The 20,239-nt window shown below is 52.1% G+C and carries 20 protein-coding genes and 1 pseudogene; 3 read left to right on the forward strand and 18 right to left on the reverse strand.

What is annotated here, in order from left to right; all coding sequences use genetic code 11:
• Positions 1-167 precede the first annotated feature (167 nt).
• The 4 genes from DPV68_RS04930 to DPV68_RS04945 form a co-directional block, all read right to left on the reverse strand.
• Positions 168-632 carry a GDYXXLXY domain-containing protein gene (locus DPV68_RS04930; RefSeq protein ID WP_114165694.1) on the reverse strand — a complete coding sequence of 155 codons (465 nt, stop codon included), beginning with the start codon at positions 630-632 and terminating at the stop codon, positions 168-170.
• A complete protein-coding gene (locus DPV68_RS04935; RefSeq protein ID WP_114165724.1) occupies positions 629-1,819 on the reverse strand; it encodes a DUF2157 domain-containing protein in 1,191 nt (396 codons plus the stop codon). The genes DPV68_RS04930 and DPV68_RS04935 overlap by 4 nt, the downstream gene beginning before the upstream one ends.
• Positions 1,820-1,836: 17 nt before the next feature.
• The gene (locus DPV68_RS04940) at positions 1,837-2,013 is read right to left on the reverse strand and encodes a DUF2187 family protein (protein ID WP_232819504.1); all 177 of its coding nucleotides are present in this window, start codon (positions 2,011-2,013) and stop codon (positions 1,837-1,839) included.
• 65 nt (positions 2,014-2,078) lie between these two features.
• Positions 2,079-2,705 carry an NUDIX hydrolase gene (locus DPV68_RS04945; protein ID WP_114165696.1) on the reverse strand — a complete coding sequence of 209 codons (627 nt, stop codon included), beginning with the start codon at positions 2,703-2,705 and terminating at the stop codon, positions 2,079-2,081.
• Positions 2,706-2,812: 107 nt separating this feature from the next.
• Between DPV68_RS04945 and DPV68_RS04950 the strand changes: the two genes are divergently transcribed.
• Positions 2,813-4,348 (forward strand): FAD-dependent monooxygenase, encoded by a 1,536-nt coding sequence (locus DPV68_RS04950; RefSeq protein ID WP_232819505.1) that lies wholly within the window; start codon positions 2,813-2,815, stop codon positions 4,346-4,348.
• A gap of 32 nt (positions 4,349-4,380) precedes the next feature.
• Here the strand turns inward: DPV68_RS04950 and DPV68_RS04955 are convergent, their stop codons facing one another.
• Positions 4,381-4,635 carry a hypothetical protein gene (locus DPV68_RS04955; protein WP_232819506.1) on the reverse strand — a complete coding sequence of 85 codons (255 nt, stop codon included), beginning with the start codon at positions 4,633-4,635 and terminating at the stop codon, positions 4,381-4,383.
• 89 nt (positions 4,636-4,724) lie between these two features.
• Between DPV68_RS04955 and DPV68_RS04960 the strand changes: the two genes are divergently transcribed.
• A complete protein-coding gene (locus DPV68_RS04960; protein ID WP_232819507.1) occupies positions 4,725-5,018 on the forward strand; it encodes a hypothetical protein in 294 nt (97 codons plus the stop codon).
• A 28-nt stretch (positions 5,019-5,046) separates the two neighbouring features.
• On the opposite strand, the gene DPV68_RS04965 is transcribed toward DPV68_RS04960, so the two are convergent.
• From DPV68_RS04965 to recU, 8 genes are all read right to left on the reverse strand, one after another.
• The gene (locus DPV68_RS04965; protein WP_114165698.1) at positions 5,047-5,622 is read right to left on the reverse strand and encodes an NERD domain-containing protein; all 576 of its coding nucleotides are present in this window, start codon (positions 5,620-5,622) and stop codon (positions 5,047-5,049) included.
• An 18-nt stretch (positions 5,623-5,640) separates the two neighbouring features.
• Complete coding sequence (gene gpsB / locus DPV68_RS04970; RefSeq protein ID WP_114165699.1) at positions 5,641-5,937, reverse strand: cell division regulator GpsB; 297 nt, start codon at positions 5,935-5,937, stop codon at positions 5,641-5,643.
• A gap of 6 nt (positions 5,938-5,943) precedes the next feature.
• Positions 5,944-6,489: an SLOG family protein gene (locus tag DPV68_RS04975; RefSeq protein ID WP_114165700.1), complete on the reverse strand. Its 546-nt coding sequence runs from the start codon at positions 6,487-6,489 to the stop codon at positions 5,944-5,946.
• Positions 6,486-7,643 carry a ribonuclease H-like domain-containing protein gene (locus tag DPV68_RS04980; RefSeq protein ID WP_114165701.1) on the reverse strand — a complete coding sequence of 386 codons (1,158 nt, stop codon included), beginning with the start codon at positions 7,641-7,643 and terminating at the stop codon, positions 6,486-6,488. The genes DPV68_RS04975 and DPV68_RS04980 overlap by 4 nt, the downstream gene beginning before the upstream one ends.
• Complete coding sequence (locus DPV68_RS04985; RefSeq protein ID WP_114165702.1) at positions 7,640-9,889, reverse strand: DEAD/DEAH box helicase; 2,250 nt, start codon at positions 9,887-9,889, stop codon at positions 7,640-7,642. The genes DPV68_RS04980 and DPV68_RS04985 overlap by 4 nt, the downstream gene beginning before the upstream one ends.
• A 14-nt stretch (positions 9,890-9,903) precedes the next feature.
• Positions 9,904-10,464 carry a hypothetical protein gene (locus DPV68_RS04990; protein ID WP_232819508.1) on the reverse strand — a complete coding sequence of 187 codons (561 nt, stop codon included), beginning with the start codon at positions 10,462-10,464 and terminating at the stop codon, positions 9,904-9,906.
• 89 nt (positions 10,465-10,553) lie between these two features.
• Positions 10,554-13,175 carry a transglycosylase domain-containing protein gene (locus tag DPV68_RS04995; protein WP_114165703.1) on the reverse strand — a complete coding sequence of 874 codons (2,622 nt, stop codon included), beginning with the start codon at positions 13,173-13,175 and terminating at the stop codon, positions 10,554-10,556.
• 21 nt (positions 13,176-13,196) lie between these two features.
• Positions 13,197-13,793, reverse strand: a complete 597-nt coding sequence (recU, locus tag DPV68_RS05000; RefSeq protein WP_114165704.1) for a Holliday junction resolvase RecU — start codon at positions 13,791-13,793, stop codon at positions 13,197-13,199.
• 362 nt (positions 13,794-14,155) lie between these two features.
• On the opposite strand from recU, the gene DPV68_RS05005 reads away from it, so the two are divergent.
• Positions 14,156-15,007 carry a DUF3800 domain-containing protein gene (locus DPV68_RS05005; protein ID WP_034777355.1) on the forward strand — a complete coding sequence of 284 codons (852 nt, stop codon included), beginning with the start codon at positions 14,156-14,158 and terminating at the stop codon, positions 15,005-15,007.
• Between the two features lie 40 nt (positions 15,008-15,047).
• On the opposite strand, the pseudogene DPV68_RS05010 reads toward DPV68_RS05005, so the two are convergent.
• The 5 genes and pseudogenes from DPV68_RS05010 to DPV68_RS05030 form a co-directional block, all read right to left on the reverse strand.
• Positions 15,048-16,302, reverse strand: a pseudogene (locus DPV68_RS05010) (MFS transporter).
• 105 nt (positions 16,303-16,407) lie between these two features.
• Positions 16,408-17,070 (reverse strand): endonuclease III, encoded by a 663-nt coding sequence (nth, locus tag DPV68_RS05015; RefSeq protein ID WP_114165705.1) that lies wholly within the window; start codon positions 17,068-17,070, stop codon positions 16,408-16,410.
• A complete protein-coding gene (locus DPV68_RS05020) occupies positions 17,070-17,657 on the reverse strand; it encodes a DnaD domain-containing protein (protein WP_114165706.1) in 588 nt (195 codons plus the stop codon). Before DPV68_RS05020 ends, nth begins: the two co-directional genes overlap by 1 nt.
• Before the next feature lie 59 nt (positions 17,658-17,716).
• Positions 17,717-19,018, reverse strand: a complete 1,302-nt coding sequence (gene asnS, locus DPV68_RS05025; RefSeq protein WP_114165707.1) for an asparagine--tRNA ligase — start codon at positions 19,016-19,018, stop codon at positions 17,717-17,719.
• 20 nt (positions 19,019-19,038) lie between these two features.
• Positions 19,039-20,226, reverse strand: a complete 1,188-nt coding sequence (locus DPV68_RS05030) for a pyridoxal phosphate-dependent aminotransferase (RefSeq protein ID WP_114165708.1) — start codon at positions 20,224-20,226, stop codon at positions 19,039-19,041.
• Positions 20,227-20,239: the final 13 nt, after the last annotated feature.

Consider the following 20,239-nt stretch of genomic DNA (forward strand, 5'->3'; position numbering starts at 1 on the left):
TCACGACCACGAGAAGAGAGTGTGATAAAGTGAAATATTTCTGACACATCGAGCTCGGACTGGTTACAATTTGTAATATTTACAATAGACCCTTGTCTATCAACGGTTTTCATAAAAAATTACAGATTCGTTACAACATGACGTGTAACAAATCTGTAATCTGATTGTCATTCTGATTCAGCTTCAATCGAGCGTAAATCATGGGGTCGCACCATGCCCCAAGGTGCGACATCGACATCCACTTCGAACATTTTCGCACCTTCGATCGCCGACGTTTCTCCTTCGGCGACCCGATACGAACTCAAGTCATCGATGTACACTTGCCGGTCGTAATAGTTGGCCCGCGTGCCACCGATGAACGGTCGTGAACTGACCCGGTCGATGGTTGCGTACCCGTCGTCCCCTGTTTTGAAGGAGACGTATACAGTTCCCGACTCGACATCTTGTCTGCCTTCGAACGAGTCATACTCCAAATAGACAACATCACTAAAGAATGGGTCAAACGGTTCGTAAGAAGTCGCTTTGAACGTATACGTCTCCCCGAACCAGGAGACCGCATAAACGAGCAGTATAAACCCGACGGCAATCACTACTTGCACAATCGGTACTAGCCAAGGCGTCAATCGTTTCATGTCCGTGCATCCCCTCTCGTCCGACTACGGTTGCGCCACCACAACGCGAGCGACAATGCGAAGACAATCAATGCTCCAATGAGGAAGAACAGTGAAATGTCGAGTTTATCCCAAACGTAAATGAAATAAATCGTCAGTTGGACGAGCAAGAAATAGATGAAGGCGAGCACAATCGGTTTGCGGTTATAGTCTTGATAGACGAGATAAGCGAGAGCAACCACTTCAAGTAGAACTGCCAGCAAAATGCCCGAGTCTTCGAATAACGAGAATGGGATGACGGCTAGCAGGCTAACCCACATCAAGTCCGGACGTCGGAGCACCAAATAGACGGCGACAAGAACGACCGAAAGAATCGTTGCTTCGATGACGGACGGCTGTCGTTGTGACAACCAGCTCTCTGTCGCATTGATCGAGTACCCAATCGATAGGATGGCCGCGACAAACAGGTACAGATAGTTCCACTGGGCCCGCTCGCGATAGATGAGGAATAAGACATGCAAGGCGGCGAGGGCCCATAGCGGCCAAAAGCGACCTTCATAGCCGGCGTATTGACCAATTGTGATGAGAAGACCATAAAAGCCGAACCAGGCGAAAATGCGATCGAACTCGTTGTCTCCATAATGGAACCAGACCCAGGTCACAATTAACCCGAACACGATCAACGTGAGTCCGATGCCTTGAAAACTGTTCGTGATTGCCAAAAAAGCAGCGAACGCGGCCAAGAACGTGTAGATGGGATGCTTATAAATCAATTTGTGCAGGACGGCCACGGCAAGGAAGAGCCAAAATAAGAATGGGATTTGCGAGGACAAATTATAAGTCGTAAAGATGACGATTATCGTGGCGACGAAAAAAGCGACGCCCAATAGACGGAACAACGTCACATAACGTGACGCCTTCACTTGCAGCCGTTCGGCTGCGACGTACATGCCGACCATGAACGATAAGAAAATGGCTACTTTGACAAGGTCAGGAATTGCTTGCCAGTTTGCCGCGACAAAGCTAAAGAGGCTGAGTGCGAGCAAAATCGACCCGATAATCACAAGAATAGGCGGTTTGTGCTCACGTTTGTCACCGACCGCCAACTTCTTATGTTCATATTCGACCAAGCGCTGACCGGTCACTTCATCAAGTAAACCGGCCTCTTCCCATTCACGAACTTTTTTGTCAATGGACACCTGAATCATCCCTTTCAATCAAAAGGTCAGCTGGCGCGTTCGATCAATTCTAATTCAGTTTTCAGTAAAACTTGCTTCTCGAATTCGAGACCCAGTTGTTGAAATTCTTCCATGATGGAAACGTCCCCGATGACCGTATTGGTCAATACGGCAGTCACTTCAGCGACCCAACCTTCACGAGTTGACTTGACGATATCACCCACAACGAATTCTACAGACACACCCATTCACTTCCAATCTTAAATTTGTTTCTATCATTATAACCAAATTATATCGGTTTGAATACGTTTTCTTTAAGTCGTTTAAGAAATTGTGTCAAAATTTTTCCAGTCAATCCCCAAATAATGTAGTCCTCATGTTCATAGAAAGGTTCTCTCATTTTAATTACCCGTTTTTCGTACGCTTTAGCATTCGCCATCCGTTCAAACGGAATATTTTGATCTGGATTCATCGTCCATTCCATCTCGCCGTGGAACGGGTCAAGCAAGAGCAGCGTTTCGACGGGGACGGAAAACAAATGGTCGACCTCATCTGTATGACGGACGTCTGGTAGTCTTGGAATCACTCCGACGAACGGATAGATGAGCTGCCGATGCGGTGTCGCGAGCGGTTGCAGGCGACCGATGACTTCAATCTCTTCCATCGCAAGCAATAGCTCCTCGCTCGTCTCTCGGACAGCGGCTTCGACCGGTGTCTCGCCCGGATCTAGACGGCCGCCCGGAAACGAGATTTCTCCTGGTTGACGCCGCATCGTATGGGCCCGTACTTCAAAGATGACGTGCCACGTCCCGTCGATCTCGGTCAACGGGATCAAGACGGCTGCCGTATGTTCATAATTTTCTTCCATCGAGAAACTATCACGTAATTGTTGTTCCGTGATCCACGATTTGTCCATTCTCTCCACCTCGTTCTCTTTGTTTCTACACTTCCACCATTGTCTCCTCGTTTAAACGCATCAAATGTCGGAAATATCATTATTAACGATAGGAGTTGGTAGATGTGGTGGACAAACAAGTTGATGTATTGATTGTCGGAGCGGGCCCGACCGGACTCACGCTCGCGTTGACGTTAGCCAGATATGGGATTTCATTTGAAGTCATCGATCGCAAGACGACCCCGTCGAATAATTCTCGTGCCATCGGGATCCAACCGCGAACGATTGAAGTGTTTTCTCGGCTCGATATTGCCAAAGAAGTGCTCGCCCGGGCACGGACCATCGAGAAAGGGAATCTGTACTTTTCGGGTCAATGGACAGCCAAACTTGAATTTTCTCGCCTCGTCACGCCATACCCGTTCGTGACGCTGTTGCGTCAAAATGAGACCGAGGCGATTTTAGAGCAGGCGTTAAACGGACACGGGCATTCCGTCCAGCGCGGTGAATCGCTCGTTTCGTTGACACATTACCCGTCTCGAGTGCTCGCTCACCTTGAGTCAGATGCGTCAAACCGGACGATCGAAGCCAAATACGTCGTGGCGGCCGACGGGGCGAACAGTTCGATCCGACGAATGCTCGCCCTTCCATTCAGCGGTAAGTCGTTCAAAGAGTCGTGGGTGCTCGCCGATATGAAAGCCAAGTGGAACATCTCGCGCGAGGAAGTGCATATCTTCTTTTCCGACCGGGGCGTTTTAGAAGTATTCCCGCTCACGGATGATACGATTCGCATCACAGGGAACCTCGCGAGCGACGAATCGTTCAGCGAGTCGGAACTGCGTGAGTTAATTGAGCAGCGAAGCCATATGAACGTCGCCATTGATGAAGTCGAATGGTTCTCGCTCTTCCGGGTCCATAACCGCATGGTCGACTCGTTCATTCACAACCGCGTCATATTAATGGGAGACGCCGCCCACATTAACTCACCTGTTGGCGGACAAGGAATGAATACCGGGATCGCCGATTCGTTCAATCTCGGTTGGAAGTTATGGCTCCATTTGAAAGCCGGTGCCCCTTTCCGCGTCGTCGACTCGTATCGCGATGAACGGGAGCACGTGGCCCGTAACGTGCTTCAGACGACAAACGTGGCGACGGAGGTGTTACAGACGACGTTACCTGTCCTTTTGCCGTTCCAAGCACTTGGCGCCGACGTCTTCACGCGCGTCAATTTGGTCAACCAAAAAATCACGGAACGAATCGCCCAACTGCACTTATCTTATCCCGGTCATTCCCGAATTCCGTTCTTGCGTGTCACCAAAGGCAAGATTTTCCCGGAAATCGAGATCATCCGGACCGATGACGGATTGCGCACCAAAATCTCGGAGATCGCGGACGGGCGTTTCCAAGTGCTCATCCTCGATGATGATAAACGTGATGCGACCGCACTTTACGACTATTTGAACGATTATCAATCCTACTTCCAAATCATCACGCTTTCGAAGACGAGCCGTCCCTTCTTCGACCAAGGCAACGAGCTTGCGAAATCGTTGTTCATGAAGCGTGGTGTCCTCGTTATCCGGCCGGACGGCTATCTGCTTCATAAACAGCGGCACATGCGTCCTGATTCGTTGCAACAGACGATGGCCGCTTGGCTGCCGACTCTATGACAAGAGCTCCACTCATCTCGAGTGGAGCTCTGTTAGGCTTGATTGTAATAGAGTGTACCTGGCTTCGACAGCGTCAAATCGTAAAACGCCTCAAATGCTTCGATGTCCTCTAACTTGCGAAAGTCGACTTTATCTGTCTCTTCATTCGGAATTGCGATGATGATGCCGTCTTCCGTTTGTTTAATCATCCCGGTCTGCCCGTTATGGATGCGGATATAGAGCACATGCTTGTCTTCTAACAGCGTCACAGCTTCGCGACGCGATTGAATCGTTGTTTTCATGGTCATCCCTCACTTTCTTTTGAGTATACCGGTCTATCATTATTGCTTTCAAGCGGTTGCGCCCTTAAAATTATGTAAAGAAGGGGTTGAACGCTTTGAATTTGGAAACAATATTGATTATCGTCTTAGGAATCACATTCGTCATTCTTGTCTCGATTCGCACCGTCCGCAACTTGCAGTGGGTCCGATTCGGCGAGGCGTTCGGCAAACAAGGCGAGGCGCTCCTCGACGACTATACGTATTTGACAGAACAAGGCATCACATGCCGCGTCGAGCACGGTTTGCCGACCGGCCGCTTGTTCCGCCCACTCGCGAAAAACTTGGACGACCGGGTCGCCTTGTTCGTTCATCGCAAAGATGCAGAACAGGCACGGCAACTATTGAAATGAAAATGGCGCTGACTCTTCAGCGCCATTTTCATTTATGTACTTGCCGCTCCGAGCAATAGTAAGCGATGTGTTTGATCGTCGCTTCAGACAACAGCTCGAGCTTCGTCTTCGAAATGACGTCATCGATCACATCGAACGTATCGGCACAGTTGGCCTTGATACGTTCGACCTTGAGACGGGATGTCTCAGGGAAAATTAAAAACGACGTGACAGGGACCGCTTGACCGCATTGCCTCTTCAGGACGCTCCTGACGTGCTTCGTCATCCGCTCAAGCTCTTCCATCGGATGCGGATAGATGTTTTTCCAACCGAGCGACGTCTCGAGACGACAGTCCCGGTTCGTCATATGGACGGCCGACGTCGTCCGATTGATACGGACTAAAAATACGCCTTTTGGGCCGACCAACACAGAATCGAGCACATCCTCGCCGAGTTCGACCTGTTCAATCATCATCCAATCAAATCGGCACGTATGGCGGATGATCTCGACAATCTCGTCCGTGTACGACTTCGGCGGTGCGACGACTTCTTCTTTCGTGCGGAACAAGCCTTTCGTCTGTCGTTTCTCAGGTTCTTTTTTGACGGCCGTCAATACATGTAACATCTTCTCCACCTCCTCACTTTATTCGCTCGGGCCGACCTGTTTTCCGAAGACGGCTTTTTCTAAATTCGAGATCCGACGCAACATGTCGTAGTTCGATGCGACAGGCTGGGCCGGTTTGACCGGTTCTGCTTGTCCATTCGAACCGCGGCGGAGCGACTCGTTCTCTTGGCGCAACCGTTCAATTTCTTTCGTCATCTTCTCATAATCGCGGATGACGACGTCCAAAAACTGGTCGACTTCTTCTTGTGAGTACCCGCGAAGGGCGGTCTTGAATTCTTGCTTATAAATGGCTTCGGCTGTTAATTCAGTTTGCATCATTTTTCACTCCCAATGTTGTTCCCATTGTTTTTCTTCTTCAATCACGCGTAATTCTTCCGGTGTGATCAAGAATAACTCCATCTGGTGTTTTCGTTTAGCCCCTTCGACAAGAAAGCGCGGGCTTCCTCCCGTCTCTTCGTCATACAAGGTGATTAGTCCTGCTGCTTTGTCTAAAAAGAAGGCAGTTTTCGCCCGCAACTGACTCGGGTCCTCGTATGGACGTTGGGTCAGCGCTTCAAAAAAGTCAGCCTCGAGCTGCAAACGAATGAACAATTCTTGCTCATACGGCTTATACTTCTCTTCCATCTGCAAAAAAGGCGGAAATACGGCGATTTTGATCGGATACGTTTCTCTTAACTCTAACAATACTTCTCCAGCCCATAATTCACAACCGTTCGTGCCACTAAAGATGAACCATTCAGCCCCAAGTTCGATGGCTTCGACTATTTTTCGCTCGTATGCTTCTTTGATGATGTCGATGCCGGGATGGTCGGCTTTGAAGATGCCGAGCTCATGCGGCCGGTATCCGGTGATGGCGACAACCTTCATGATCGCTTCCTTTCTAGCCGATTCATCCGATGGCGCAGCGCCCGCATCTCGGTCAAAGCGGTCTGTCGAAGCACCGTCTCTTTCCTTTCCGCCAAGGCGATGGCCCGTTTGGTATAGATGATGGCCTGATTGATGTCTTTTTCGCGATGTTCGGCGTTTTTCGCCAATTCGACGAGCGCCTCGACTGTGCCGACCTGTTCGAATAGTGGCACCGCCTGTTCCATCTGGCCGGTTCGTTTCAATAACAACGCTTGACGCATCAAGGCTCGCTTCGTCGGTCGTTCAAGGCGTCCATATTCATGAAGCGCCGCTTCAGCATTGCCGAGATCGTTCAACCAGTGGGCCCGTTCTTCACCGAATGGCGTCTCATCGGCTTCGACGAGGTGACAGAGACGTTTATAGAGCGAGACGAGGCTTAGACAGTCGGCGTGATGGTGCTCGATGACGGGCTGGATGATATCCGGTTCCCGGTCCTTCACATATTGGAAATAGTGCATCGGTGCCAAGAAGCCGGGCAAATCGTCCGTCCGGGCATGGCCGAAATGGGCCTCGACCGCTTTGAGCGACACCGATTCGAGCGTCGGTTTCAAAAGACGACGTGAGGCGTGCAACAGATCGATATGGCCCACGGTCGGGAGCGCCTTGACTTTTGAGCGGACGAACGTGTGCCGTGTCTTGATTTGGGGCCAGTCGAACGACTTGCCGTTATACGTCACGAAACGGACCTCGTCGCCGATGTCGTTCAAGAAGTGATAATAGAACGCCGTCTCGAACGCCGGGTGCGGCAATACGTATTGAATCATCTCCAGATGATCGTCTTGGAAGCGCGCGAAGCCGATTAAAAAGATTGAAGTTCCCGATCCACGGAGTCCAGTTGTCTCAGTGTCCATGAACAACACCTGCTCAGACGGGACATCGACTTGGAAAAAGGGATGGGTCGACGTCGAGAGCGATGCTTTTGCCTCTTGGAACGTATAGTCATGATGCATTTCGTCTAGTGGATAAACCTGTTTCAAGCGGACGCACCACTCTTGTTCGAACGTCAAAATTTCTCCACCCCGGGCCCGCCATTTTGCTTGTTCGACGTCATCCGGCGTCACGGTCGTCTGTTTTGGTTCGTTCGTTTTAATGAGTCGTGATAGTTTTGCTTTCATATCGTTCCTTTCAATGCGTCCAACTGTCTGACGACCTGCTGTTTGAAATCACCGTACCCAATCATGCCGACGCAACGCGGACAACCGCTCTCGCACGGACAGTCCTCGACCGTACGGATGGCCGCGTCCAAAACGTCGTCGGCGTCGCGATAGAGTGCCTCGCTCAGCCCGATGCCGCCTGGGTAACGGTCATATAAATAGACGGTCGGTTTGTTCGTATGGGTCGCCTTCATTTGAATCGTCGTGAACAAGTCGAGCGTGTCACACATCAAATAGAGCGGGGCGAGTCGCCGCAATAAATCACTGACTGCTTCGAGCTGGTCTTCCATGTCGGCCTCCGAGTAAGCGAACCGTTCGTCGAGTGTGAACCAAGTCGCCGTCGTGTGCAGCTCTCGTTCCGGCAAATGAATCGGCCCGGAACCGATATTCTCGTGCGTCCCGAACTTGATTTTCTTGAACAACGTCGCCATCGCGATGACCGATACCTCCCCGAACGTCTTCACGCCGGTCGTCTTGTTCTCTTCCAACACTTTCAGTTCGACCGCCAAATTGGCGTCCGTATAGTAGTCGACGTCGACACGTCGCACATACGCTTTCTTCTCTTCGAAGTCGAGTCGCTCGACCTGATATTGCTCGGCCCCATGCAAATAAATGGCCTCGTCATGCAGTAACGTCATCGCGCTGAACGTATCCATCTCGCCGATGACTTGGTTTTTCGCGGTCTGGTCGACGATGACGACGTTCTCTTGGTCACTCGTCCGGAGCGAGATGTCATGGGCCGGGAACGCATCGGTCATCCAATAATATTTATCGGCCCGTTCATGCAAGATGTGAGCGTCCGTCAAGAAATCGAGAATCTCTTCCGTCTCTACCGTCCCGAACCGCTCCCCTTTTTGGAAAGGCAGTTCGAAGGCGGCACATTTCATATGGTCGACGAGGATGATTAAATTGTTCGGGTCGAGCCGCGCCGCTTCCGGAGACCGGTCTAAAATCAAATCAGGTTGTTCGACGACAAGTTGGTCGAGCGATGACGACGAGGCGACGAAGACCACGAGCGCCTCGGAATGACGGCGTCCGGCCCGGCCCGCTTGTTGCCACATCGAGGCGACCGTACCCGGATAGCCGTTCAAGACACACGCTTGCAACTGGCCGATATCGACACCGAGTTCGAGCGCATTCGTCGAGACGACGGCTTTAATCTCACCGTTACGGAGCCGGCGCTCGATTTCACGACGCTCCGACGGTAAGTAGCCGCCTCGATAGCCGACAATCGACTTCGGACCGAGCTCGCGCCGCGTCAGTTCTTGTAAATACGTCAACAATACCTCGACCCGAACGCGGGAGCGGGCGAAGACGATCGTTTGGATATCCGCTTCGACAAGTTTTGAGGCGATCCGCTTCGTCTCGAGCGTCGCACTCCGACGAATCCCGAGCGCCTCATTGACGACGGGGGGGTTATAGAAAATCAAATGTTTCTTTCCTTGAGGCGCCCCGTTGTTGTCGACGAGGACGACGTCTTCTTCCGTTAGCAGTTCAGCCAGCTCGACCGGGTTGGCGATTGTCGCTGACGTCATGATCCATTTCGGATGGCTCCCATAATAGGCACAGATTCGCTTCAAACGACGAAACACGTTAGCGACGTGGCTACCGAATACGCCTCGATACGTGTGCAACTCATCGACGACGATATATTCTAAATTCTCGAACAAGCGAATCCATTTCGTATGATGCGGTAAGATCCCAGAGTGAAGCATATCCGGATTCGTGATGACGATATTGCCGGCGTCCCGTACTTTCGTACGAGCCGCTGGCGCCGTGTCCCCATCGTAGGTGAAGCAACGCAAGTCGCCTTCGAGCGCTTCGACCATCTCCATCAAATCGCTGTTTTGGTCTTGGGCGAGCGCCTTCGTCGGATACAGGTAGAGTGCCCGGGCGTTCGGCTGTTCAATCATCTTCGATAAAACCGGCAGATTGTAACAGAGCGTCTTCCCGGAAGCGGTCGGCGTGACGATGACCGTCGAGTTGCCACGAGACGTCTGCTCGATCGCTTCGGCCTGATGCGTATACAGTTGTTCAATCCCACGATTATGGAGCACCCGGACAAGGTCTGGCGGCACGCTCGATGGAATCGGCGCATACCGGGCCGGCTGCGCCTCGACCGTGTGCCAATGTGTCACGTTGCTCGAAAAAACCGGGTCGGTTTTGAGCGTCTGAATCATTTCTTCCACGGAACGTTTTTTCCGCATAGAGTTCACCTTCTTTACGATTTAGAAGGTGCAAGATGTTCCACGACAGTCTTGACTTGGCTGATCCGTTCGTCGCGTACGAGCCGGTGGACGGCTGGCAAACGGAGCACGTCCATCGCTTTGAACGAATCGGCGACATGCTCATTTTCTTCTTCGAGACGTGTGATCGCATCGTCAAACAACCGTTGCGTCGACCGTCCGAACAAGACGATGGTATGTAGCTTCGTACATTTCGAATGGACCGCTTGCAAATGCTTCGTGTAACGCTGCACCGTTTTATGATAGTCTTCATGCATCGTGAGCGCTTGGCGCTTGCCCCGCAGAAGTTCAGGATAATATGACTCGTCGCCGAGAAACATTGTCTCGACGCCGATCCGTTTCAAATAAGGATGGCCAATCGTCTCTGCTAACGCTGGGTCGTCAATCAATCGTCCAAACGGGATAGACTCATCTAACAAAAGTCGTCCTATTTTCAATCCATTGATGCCATGAAGTGGGAACCCAAGATCATCGTCTTGTAGCCGGTCAATCACAAATAACACTTTCATCTTACGTTTCAATGAGAGTTGTACCATGTGTCACCATCCTATTCGCTTTCTTTTCATTATAGCAAACCATACAGAAAAACAGGGCGCTGATGTCGCCCTGTTTGCAGTGAATCAAATTATTCGCGATCGTCAGTTCCACGATCGCCATTTCCGCGTCCATTCGACTCTGAGTTCGATTGGCGGGTCACTTCCCCGTTCGAATCCGACTCCCCGTCTGTTTCATCGGTTGCCGGTTCTTCCTCGGTCGGTTCTTCCGTATTTTCTTCAGGATTTGTATTGTTCTCGTTATTTTCATCGTTGCCATTGTTTTGATCGGTTTCGCTTTGGTTATTTTCGTCATTTTGCTCGTCAGCGGCCGAATCTTCTTCTGGAAGGGTTTCTTCTGTAGCCGGTTCTTCCTCTTCTTCAGTCGGTTCTTGACTGCGTTCAACCGTGTACTGCGTTTGGAGTGGGCTTGATTGTTGGTCCCCTACGAGCTGGTTCGAAGCGTTCGCGACAATCGTGAACGTCGTCGTCCCGTTACGAAGTCCAGAAATATCGATACTCGTACCTTCAGTCGTCCCGACGACGCGTTCACTGCCGTCCGGACGTTTTTCCGTCACAGTGAACGAGAGACCTTGATAACCGTCCGCTTCGACCGCTTGACGATTGTACGACCACGTCAACGTCCCGCTGTCAGACGGAATATCGTAATTGATTGTCGCGCCGGTCGGTGCTGGAAGTTTTTGCGGTTCCAAGTCCTTCGGCTTCGTCCCTTTAACGTATAGTTCGTTGCCGAGCGATAAAACTGAATCCGGTTGCTGGAAGCGATCCGGTTGCCCTGTCGCCTTCGTCACTTCTTGCATCATATAGTCGAAGTAAAACTGAGCATGGTTTCCAGCAAGTGCATTTTTATCAGCTCCAGGTGCTTTGCCGGTCCAGACTGAAATCGAATAGTCGGTCGTATAACCAGTGAACCACTTGTCGTTTTCGTAGCCTTCCTTATCGTTCGTCGTCCCGGTCTTTCCGGCGACGTCATACGGGAAAGGATCGGGCACATACGTACCGGTTGGTGTGTTGACCACATCACGCAGTATATCCGTCAACATGTAGGCCGTGTAGTCTTCCATCGCCTGTTTCGCTTTGATCGGTGAGTTGATCGTCGAGCCGTCATTGAATTCGATTTTTTGAATCAAGTGCGGCTTCGTATACATCCCGTTCGCGCCGAGTGCCGCGTAGGCGGCCGCCATTTGTGTCGTGCTCGCTTCCGCTACGCCAAGACTGTTGGCGGGCAATATCTCGTCACCCGAGCGTGCCGGCTCGATACCGACGTTCTCGACGAACGACTCGATCGCTTCCGGACCGAACTCTTCCTGTACTTCATAGAAAGCACGGACGGCCGGCGTGTTCCCGGAAATTGTCAAGTAGTAACGCATCGTGTTGGCGCCGCGATACTCTAGATAATAGTTCTTTGGATTGAATTTATCTTTATCATCAATCGGCGCATCCATCAAAATTTTCCCGGTCGACCACTGCGCGTTCTCGATCCCTGGACCGTAATCGAAGAACGGTTTCGCCGTCGACCCGATTTGACGTTTCTCGCGCGAATAGTCGCGATAGTTCTTATCGCCTTGTTTCGGTTGCTGACTGTCGATGACGGCAACGATTTCGCCTGTCTTCGTGTTCAGCACGGTCGCTCCCATCCGGAGATCTTCCGGGAATTTCCCGTTTGGAATATTTACGTTGTCTGATTTGATGTCTTTATTGAATTTCGCATGCAGATCTTTATTGATGGACGTGTACACCTTCAAGCCTGTGCCGTAAATGTCCGACTGCTCGAGCCCATAGTCTTCCTCAAGTTCAGCTTGGACGCGGGCATAAATCGAACGTGTATACGACTCTTCTTCCGACTGGGCACCCGGCGAGATGACGTCCGCGATCTCGACGTCGAGCGCCTCGTTGTATTGTTCCTCGGTGATGTGACCGTCACGCTTCATCGCTGAGAGCACTTGCTCTTGACGGTAACGCGTGAGCTCTTGGTCACCGGCGATCGGATCATATGCGCTCGGCCGTTGCGGAAGACCAGCTAAAATCGCGGCTTCTTGATAATTTACTTCTGACACCGGCTTATTAAAGTACGTCTTCGAGGCTGCTTGCACACCCCATGCACCTGAACCGTAGTAATTCTTGTTCAAGTACATCTCAAGAATCTGTTCTTTCGTGTATTCACGTTCTAACTTGATTGCGAGCCATTGCTCTTGCAATTTACGAAGCAACTTCTTATCTGTTGACAAGAACGACTGCTTGACGAGTTGTTGCGTGATTGTCGAACCACCTTCGGCCCCGAAGCCGTCGGTCACGTTCGCGAGGACAGCCCCTCCGATACGGCGCACGTCAATCCCGTTATGTTCGTAAAAACGACGGTCCTCAATCGAGATGACCGCTTGTTGCATCACTTCTGAAATATCGTCGATTGACACGTATTCACGAATCTGACCACTTTCTTCAAGCGGTTCACCTTCAGCCGACAACAGCTGAATCGGGTACGTATCGACTAATTTTTCTTCATCGAGCGGCGGTGCGGTCGCAATCGCATAAGCTGCGTAAGCTCCTCCAGCGACGACTCCGACGATCAACAGTAATCCTAGAATAAATACGAGGCGTTTCCACATCGGTTTTTTTATTTTTCGCTTTGGCTTTGTTTGTTGCTTTGGCTTTTTCGTCGTATCTTGTCGACGTGCCATCCGACTTCGTTCCATTCACGCTTCACTCCTTCTATTTCAATCGAGCCACGCCTCAATCGCCGTCAAATAATCGACGGCGGGCATCGCCCGGGTTGGAACTTCAATTGCTTCTTGCTCGATATAGGAGAGCGGAATCGATTTCCGTCCCGAATCACGCTGTTCCCACCAAACTAATAATTGTTCCGTTGATAACACATATTGCGTATTATAGCGGCTAAACCGTATGATGACAAAACAAACCCCTCCATGCCGCTCACACTCGCGCATATGGTGGATTTGATGCTCGTGGAAGTTACTGAGCGGAAACGATGTTTTATTGTTCGTCTCTTTCGCCTCGAAATCGATGTACTTCCCGCGATACACCCCGTTATAATCGGTCGTCGACGCTTGCTTGAAATACGCCTCGGTCACTTTCGCCGCGCTCCGTTTCGGGTAATCGACTTTCACGATTTGCAGCGGTGTCGGCTTCTTATGGATGACCGCTCGTCCATGAAGTCGGTAAAACTCATTTGTGTCGTTCAGCAACGTCTCAAGGTTCATGCCTCGATTCGCATACGTCTGCGGATTAGAGCGGACCGGCGTTGCCGAAGATTTCGGCTTTTTCCCGTTCGGATAATGGAACAATGTCGTCACCCCTAGTCTCTAGTTTAACAGGTTGGTCCAGCCGTTCCTTCCGTCTGAAGTCTGATTGTCGAGTTCTGTCGCTCGACTCCTGTGTGGATTTTCCGCAATCCATATCGTACCAAACTCCCATATGTTAAACTAGTAGGTAGTTCATTGTGTAGTCAAATTGACACGACCTTGTTACGGAAGCGCTATTTATTTTTCTGAAATAAGTCTTCTACTTATTAGCCATAATCAAGACAGATTAAACGCAGATTGACGTAAGTTTGAAAAGTGTGCAAGTAATGTGCAATCAGCAGCGTAAACCAAGGTTGGAAAACAATTAGCAGGCTCAATCGGATAAGCAGTTGAGCCATGGTTGGAGGAGTAAGATGGAAACACAAAAGAAGTATGTCATGTTCGTCGACGAGACGGGCACGCCAAAAGGAAATACCCAGTTCAACCTCACCGGCGTATTGATGGAATACAAATATGCAATCGATGCCGACGAGGCCGGGATGCCGTGCGAGTTGAAGCGCCGGTTACATGCCTTCAAACGCGACGTGTTCAAGACGGAGAATATCCCACTCCATTTAAAAGAAATTTTAAAAGCCGAGCATCCGTATGGGAAAGAGGATGGCATCACGATCGATATGCTTCGTGACTTTTGGAACAAGTTGCCGGACTTCCTACGCGATATCAACTGTACAATCATCAGCGTCGAGGTCGATAAACAAAAACTTCACGACTTCTATTCAACGCCGAAAGACCCGTACGTCGTCGCATTCGCCCACTTGATGAAATCGTTTTATGCGTTTTTAGAAGAGACCGAAGCGGTCAGCGCTCGCGTTGTCTTGGAGTCACGGGATGACTATCAGAACCTACTCATCCAGAAGGCATTCTTCGATATCTTCAACTCGGGGACGGTCCATCTCGACGTCGAGAAGAGCCGCCAAAAAATCAAAGGCTTCATCTTCTCTGAGAAACAGAATACAATCTATCAGTCTGGGCTTGAAATCGCTGACCTCGTCTGTCTCCCGCTCTCGCGCGTACGTCGCGGCGTCATCGAAGTGAAACCACGGTTCGTCCATTATGGGGATGAGAACCGAATCTTCAAAGCCATCAAGGACAAGATTTACATTCGTAAAGAAAGTCCTGACCAAGATTTCCGTAACTGGGGATTCAAAAAAGTACCGATCACAAAAAAACGCCGCGAATGGAGCGACCATCCGTGGAACCATTAAACAACTGCCTTGCCGAAGCTTCGGCAAGGCAGTTGTTTGATTAACGCAAGCCCGGGAGTGTCTCCCGCAAACGACCGAGCGCATTGAGTCCGGCCAGGAACGGTAAGACGGCCACAAGCCCGATCGCCCAATCGATGGACAATATGTCGGTCAACACCCCGGCAAAGATGGCCCCAAACGCATAGCCGCTGTCGCGCCAAAACCGATAGACGCCCATTGCTGAGGCGCGCCAATATGGCTCGGCGACGTCACTGATCGAGGCTTGGAGCGTCGGATAGACCATTGCCGTCCCGATGCCGAGCATGACCGCGGCGAGCACCCATTGCCAATAGTCGGACATGACGAGAATCGCCCAAAGCGAACCGGCCTGGACCCACATCCCGGCGACGATCAATCCTTTGCGTCCGATGCGATCGCTCCATACCCCGGTGAACAGTTGGAAGAAGCCCCACGCCGCCGGATAGACCGCCACAATCAATCCGACTTCAGCTAGACTGAGCCCTTGTGCGGCGAAATAAATCGGGAACAAGCCCCACGCCATGCCGTCTTTCAGATTGGTCGACAGACCGGCCACCGTCAGACTCGAGAGCGAACGGTCTTTCCAAGTCGTCGTCATAAATACGTCTCTCGCAGAACGTGTTTTCTCAGACCCGCTCGTCGGTTGGAGCTGTACCTGATTCGTCGTATCGCGGACGAACAATGATAACCCGAGACCGATGAATGCGACGAGGACGCCAATATAAAACGGTTCCGGCCGACTGCCGTATGTGACGGCAATCATCCCAGAGACGGCCGCCATCACGGCGACGCCGCCATCACGGCGACGCCGCCATCACGGCGACGCCGACATAACCGGCGAATTCATTCAGTCCGACCGCGAGCCCACGCTCCGTCGGTTTGGCCAAATCAATCTTCATATTGACCGTCATCGACCACGTCAGTCCTTGGTTGACCCCAAGCAAGACGTTCGCCACGATGATCATCCACCAGGCCGGGGCCAACATGACGAGCACGGGGACGAATACCCCGATCCCCCAGCCGAAGACGAGCACTTTCTTGCGCCCGAATCGATCAGCGATGGCCCCTGCGAAGTAATTGACGACAGCCTTCGAGAACCCAAAGCTGATGATGAACGATAGCGCCGCACTCGTCGAGACGAAACCGAAGTCCTCTTCTCCGATGATGGGCAAGATTGTCCGTTCGAGGCCGACCATCGACCCGACGAAAAAGTTCGTCACGACGAGCAAGATAAAGTTCATTTGATTTTTTTTTATTCCAATCCGGATTTCACCCATATACATCCTCCTTGCCAATTGCTAACTGGATTGAGTATACCAAAAAAATACCCCCTCACGTATAAAAAGCGTCTTCCTGATCATTGTAATCAGGAAGACGCTTGTTCATTGTCCTGTCGCTTGCTTGGACTTCATTCGTTTCTTGCCTTCGCGGCACATGTGCAACAGCGGGCACGTCTCGCAGGCAGGACGTTGCGCTTTACAGTGGTAGCGTCCGAAAAAGATGAACTGATGATGGAGCTGAGACCATTCTTCGCGCGGGAACTTCTTCATGAGCGTGTCCTCGACTTGACGGACGTTGTCTTTCCAGCGACAGATGCCGAGCCGTTTCGAGACGCGCTCGACGTGGGTGTCGACAGCGAACGCCGGTTCATGAAACGCGACGGACAAGACGACGTTCGCCGTCTTGCGACCGACGCCAGGCAACGCCTCGAGCGATTCACGGTCGGACGGGACGATCCCGTCATGACGCTCCACGATTTGCATCGAGAGCGCCTTCACGTTTTTCGCTTTATTCCGAAACAGGCCGATGCGTTTGATGAGCGCCTCGATGTCCGCGACGTCCGCCGCCGCCATCTGCTCCACGGTAGGATAGGCCTCGAACAGACCGGGCGTCACTTTGTTGACGAGCGCATCTGTCGCCTGCGCCGACAAGGCCACGGCTACGACGAGCTCGAACGGGTTGCGGTGCGTCAGCTCACAGTGGGCGTCCGGGAACATGCGACGCATCGTGTCCGACACCTCAGTCAATTGGGCTCTCGTCAACATCACTTTTTCCTCCGTTGATAATCGACGAGGTCCTCGAGCGACTCGACGTTATGGTCTTGCCACACCCGGAGGATCTTGTCCATGTATTTGAAGTTACGCACGTTGCGTAGTTTCGCTTCCCGAAGCGCAGCCATGATCAGCTCCTCGCCGAAGCCGTCCTCGGTCAACCAGCCGACAATCTGTTCGATCTCAAAGGGGGTGATCGTCCCGAACTCGCGCTCAAACGTATGAATGATGTTCTCATTCAACGAATGGGCCGATTTATCAGGTGTCGCCCCTTCCTCGAGCGCCAGGAACAACGGGAGCAGACTGTATCGTTCGACCTCGGCCGACGCGTCGATGGCGATCAACTCTTTTTGGAGCAGGCCGAGCAATACGGCACGGGCCTCGCTCTCGGCCACGTTCATCCGGTCCCCGAGCTCACTCGGAAGCGGCATCTCGATGCCTTCCCCGATCATTTCAAGCAGATGGATGACGAGATTGAACTCGACCGGCGTCAAGTTGAGGCGACGTGCCTCGGTGAACAGTTTCCTCGGAACGACGACTGGATTTTGTTCGAACAGCTTGATTATATTATGTGCATCCATGTCGCACATCCTTTCTAGACAAATCAATCGGGGAAGACAACGTCATCCCCGATCGGCGATTATGGGTGAATGCGGTTCAAGAGACGTGGGAACGGGATCGCTTCGCGGATATGCTCGATACCGCTAATCCAAGCAACCGTCCGCTCAAGTCCGAGGCCGAAGCCAGAATGCGGGACCGACCCGTATTTACGAAGTTCGAGATACCAGTCGTACGCGTCCGTCTCATCAAGACCTTCTTTGATGATTTCTTCTTTCAAGCGGTCGTAGTCGTCTTCACGCTGCGAGCCGCCGATGATTTCGCCGTAACCTTCCGGTGCGATCAAATCGGCACAGAGGACGAGTTCCGGGTTCTCCGGGTCGACTTTCATGTAGAACGGTTTGATGTCTTTCGGCCAATGGGTGATGAACACCGGGAGGTCATGCGCGTTGGCGATGGCCGTCTCGTGCGGTGCACCGAAATCGTCGCCGTACTCGATGTCGTCGAAGCCTTCCTCTTTCAAGAACTTGATCGCATCCGTATAACGGACGCGCGGGAACGGTGCTTGAACTTTTTCAAGTTTTGACAAGTCACGCCCGAGCAGTTCCAATTCGTTGCGGCAGTTCTCAAGTGCCGATTTGGCGATGTACGAGACGTAACGCTCTTGGAGCTCGAGGCTCATGTCGTGGTCGAAGAACGCCATCTCTGGCTCGATCATCCAGAATTCGATCAAGTGACGGCGCGTCTTCGATTTTTCGGCCCGGAACGTCGGTCCGAACGAGAATACTTTCCCGAGTGCCATCGCTGCGGCTTCCATATAGAGTTGGCCCGTTTGCGACAAGTAGGCCGGCTGTCCGAAATAATCTGTCTCGAACAATTCCGTCGTGCCTTCCGGTGCGCTCGACGTGATGATCGGTGGGTCGATCTTCACGAATCCTTCTTGGTTGTAGAACTCGTACGTCGCCCGGATCAATTCGTTACGGACTTTCATGATCGCGTGCTGACGACGCGAGCGGAGCCAAAGGTGACGGTTGTCCATCAAGAACTCAGTCCCATGCTCTTTCGGTGTGATCGGATAGTCGACCGACTCCGCGATCACTTCCATGTCCGTCACCTCGAGTTCGAAGCCGAGCGGTGTGCGTCCACCGTCTGATTTGACGGTACCGGTCACCCAGACCGATGTCTCTTGCGTCACACCTTTGGCGAGCGCAAACAACTCTTCGGCCACATCGGCTTTGACGACGACCGCTTGGGCGAAGCCGCTCCCGTCACGAAGTTGAAGGAACGCGATCTTCCCGCTCGAACGTTTTTTGGCGATCCAAGCTCCGACCCGGACCGTCTGGCCTTCATAGTCTTTAAATTGGCTGATTGAAATAGTTGTCATGTTCATATCCATCCTTTCGCTTATCGAGCGTTACGTGTAATGAAGTCTTCCACTCGATCGAGCGCTTCTAATACCCGTTTTAATTCTGTTGCATAAGACAAACGGACGTAGTCGTCCTGACCAAAACCTGAACCCGGGACGAGCGCGACGTACGCCTCACCGAGGACGGCCTCGCACCACGCATCGACCGAGTCGTAACCGCTCATCGTCGCCGCCTCTTTGGCGTTGGCATATAAGTAAAATGCGCCTTGTGGCTTCAAGCAGGTGATTCCTGGGATCGCAATGAGACGCTCATAGACGATCTCGAGTCGTTCCGCGAATGAGACACGCATCATCTCGACGTCATCTTGCGGTCCGTTGTACGCTTCGACCGCCGCAGCTTGCGCAATCGACGTCGGGTTCGAGGTCGAGTGCGACGCGAGGTTCGTCATCGCCTCGATGATCGTCTTGTCACCGACCGCATAGCCGATGCGCCATCCTGTCATCGCATGCGACTTCGAGACACCGTTGATGATAATCGTCCGCTCCCGCATGTCAGGCAATGTTGCGATTGAGACGAACTCCGCCTCGCCGTAGACGAGCTTCTCATAAATCTCGTCGCTGACGACGAGCAGATCGTGCCGTTTGACGACGTCCGCAAGCGCCGAGAGTTCAGATTCTGTATAAATCATACCGGTCGGGTTCGAGGGGCTATTCAAGATGACCGCCTTCGTCCGATCCGTGATGGCCGCCTCGAGCAGCTCCGGCGTCAGTTTGAACATCGTCGCCTCGTTCGTGTCGACGTAGACCGGGACCCCGTCAGCCAGCTTCACTTGCTCCGGATAACTGACCCAGTACGGCACCGGGATGATGACTTCGTCCCCTTCATCTAAAATTGCTTGGAACAGTGCATAGAGCGCGTGTTTCGCACCGGAAGCGACCATGACCTCTGGACGAGTGAACGTTAAGTTGCTGTCGCGTTTCGTCTTCTCGATGATCGCGTCTTTGAGCGCGACCGTCCCGCCAGATGGGGTATACTTCGTGTCGCCGTCGCGTGCGGCCTGACAGGCTGTCTCGATGATGCGTTCAGGCGTATTGAAGTCTGGCTCACCGGCCCCTAGCCCGATCACGTCTTGCCCCGACGCTTTTAACGCTTTCGCTTTCGCCGTGATGGCGAGTGTCGTTGAAGGTGTCAACTGCTTTACACGTTGTGCCAATAGATGTTCCATTGAGATCCCCCTT

Source organism: Exiguobacterium sp. TNDT2, from assembly GCF_003331145.1.
Classification (GTDB): domain Bacteria; phylum Bacillota; class Bacilli; order Exiguobacteriales; family Exiguobacteriaceae; genus Exiguobacterium.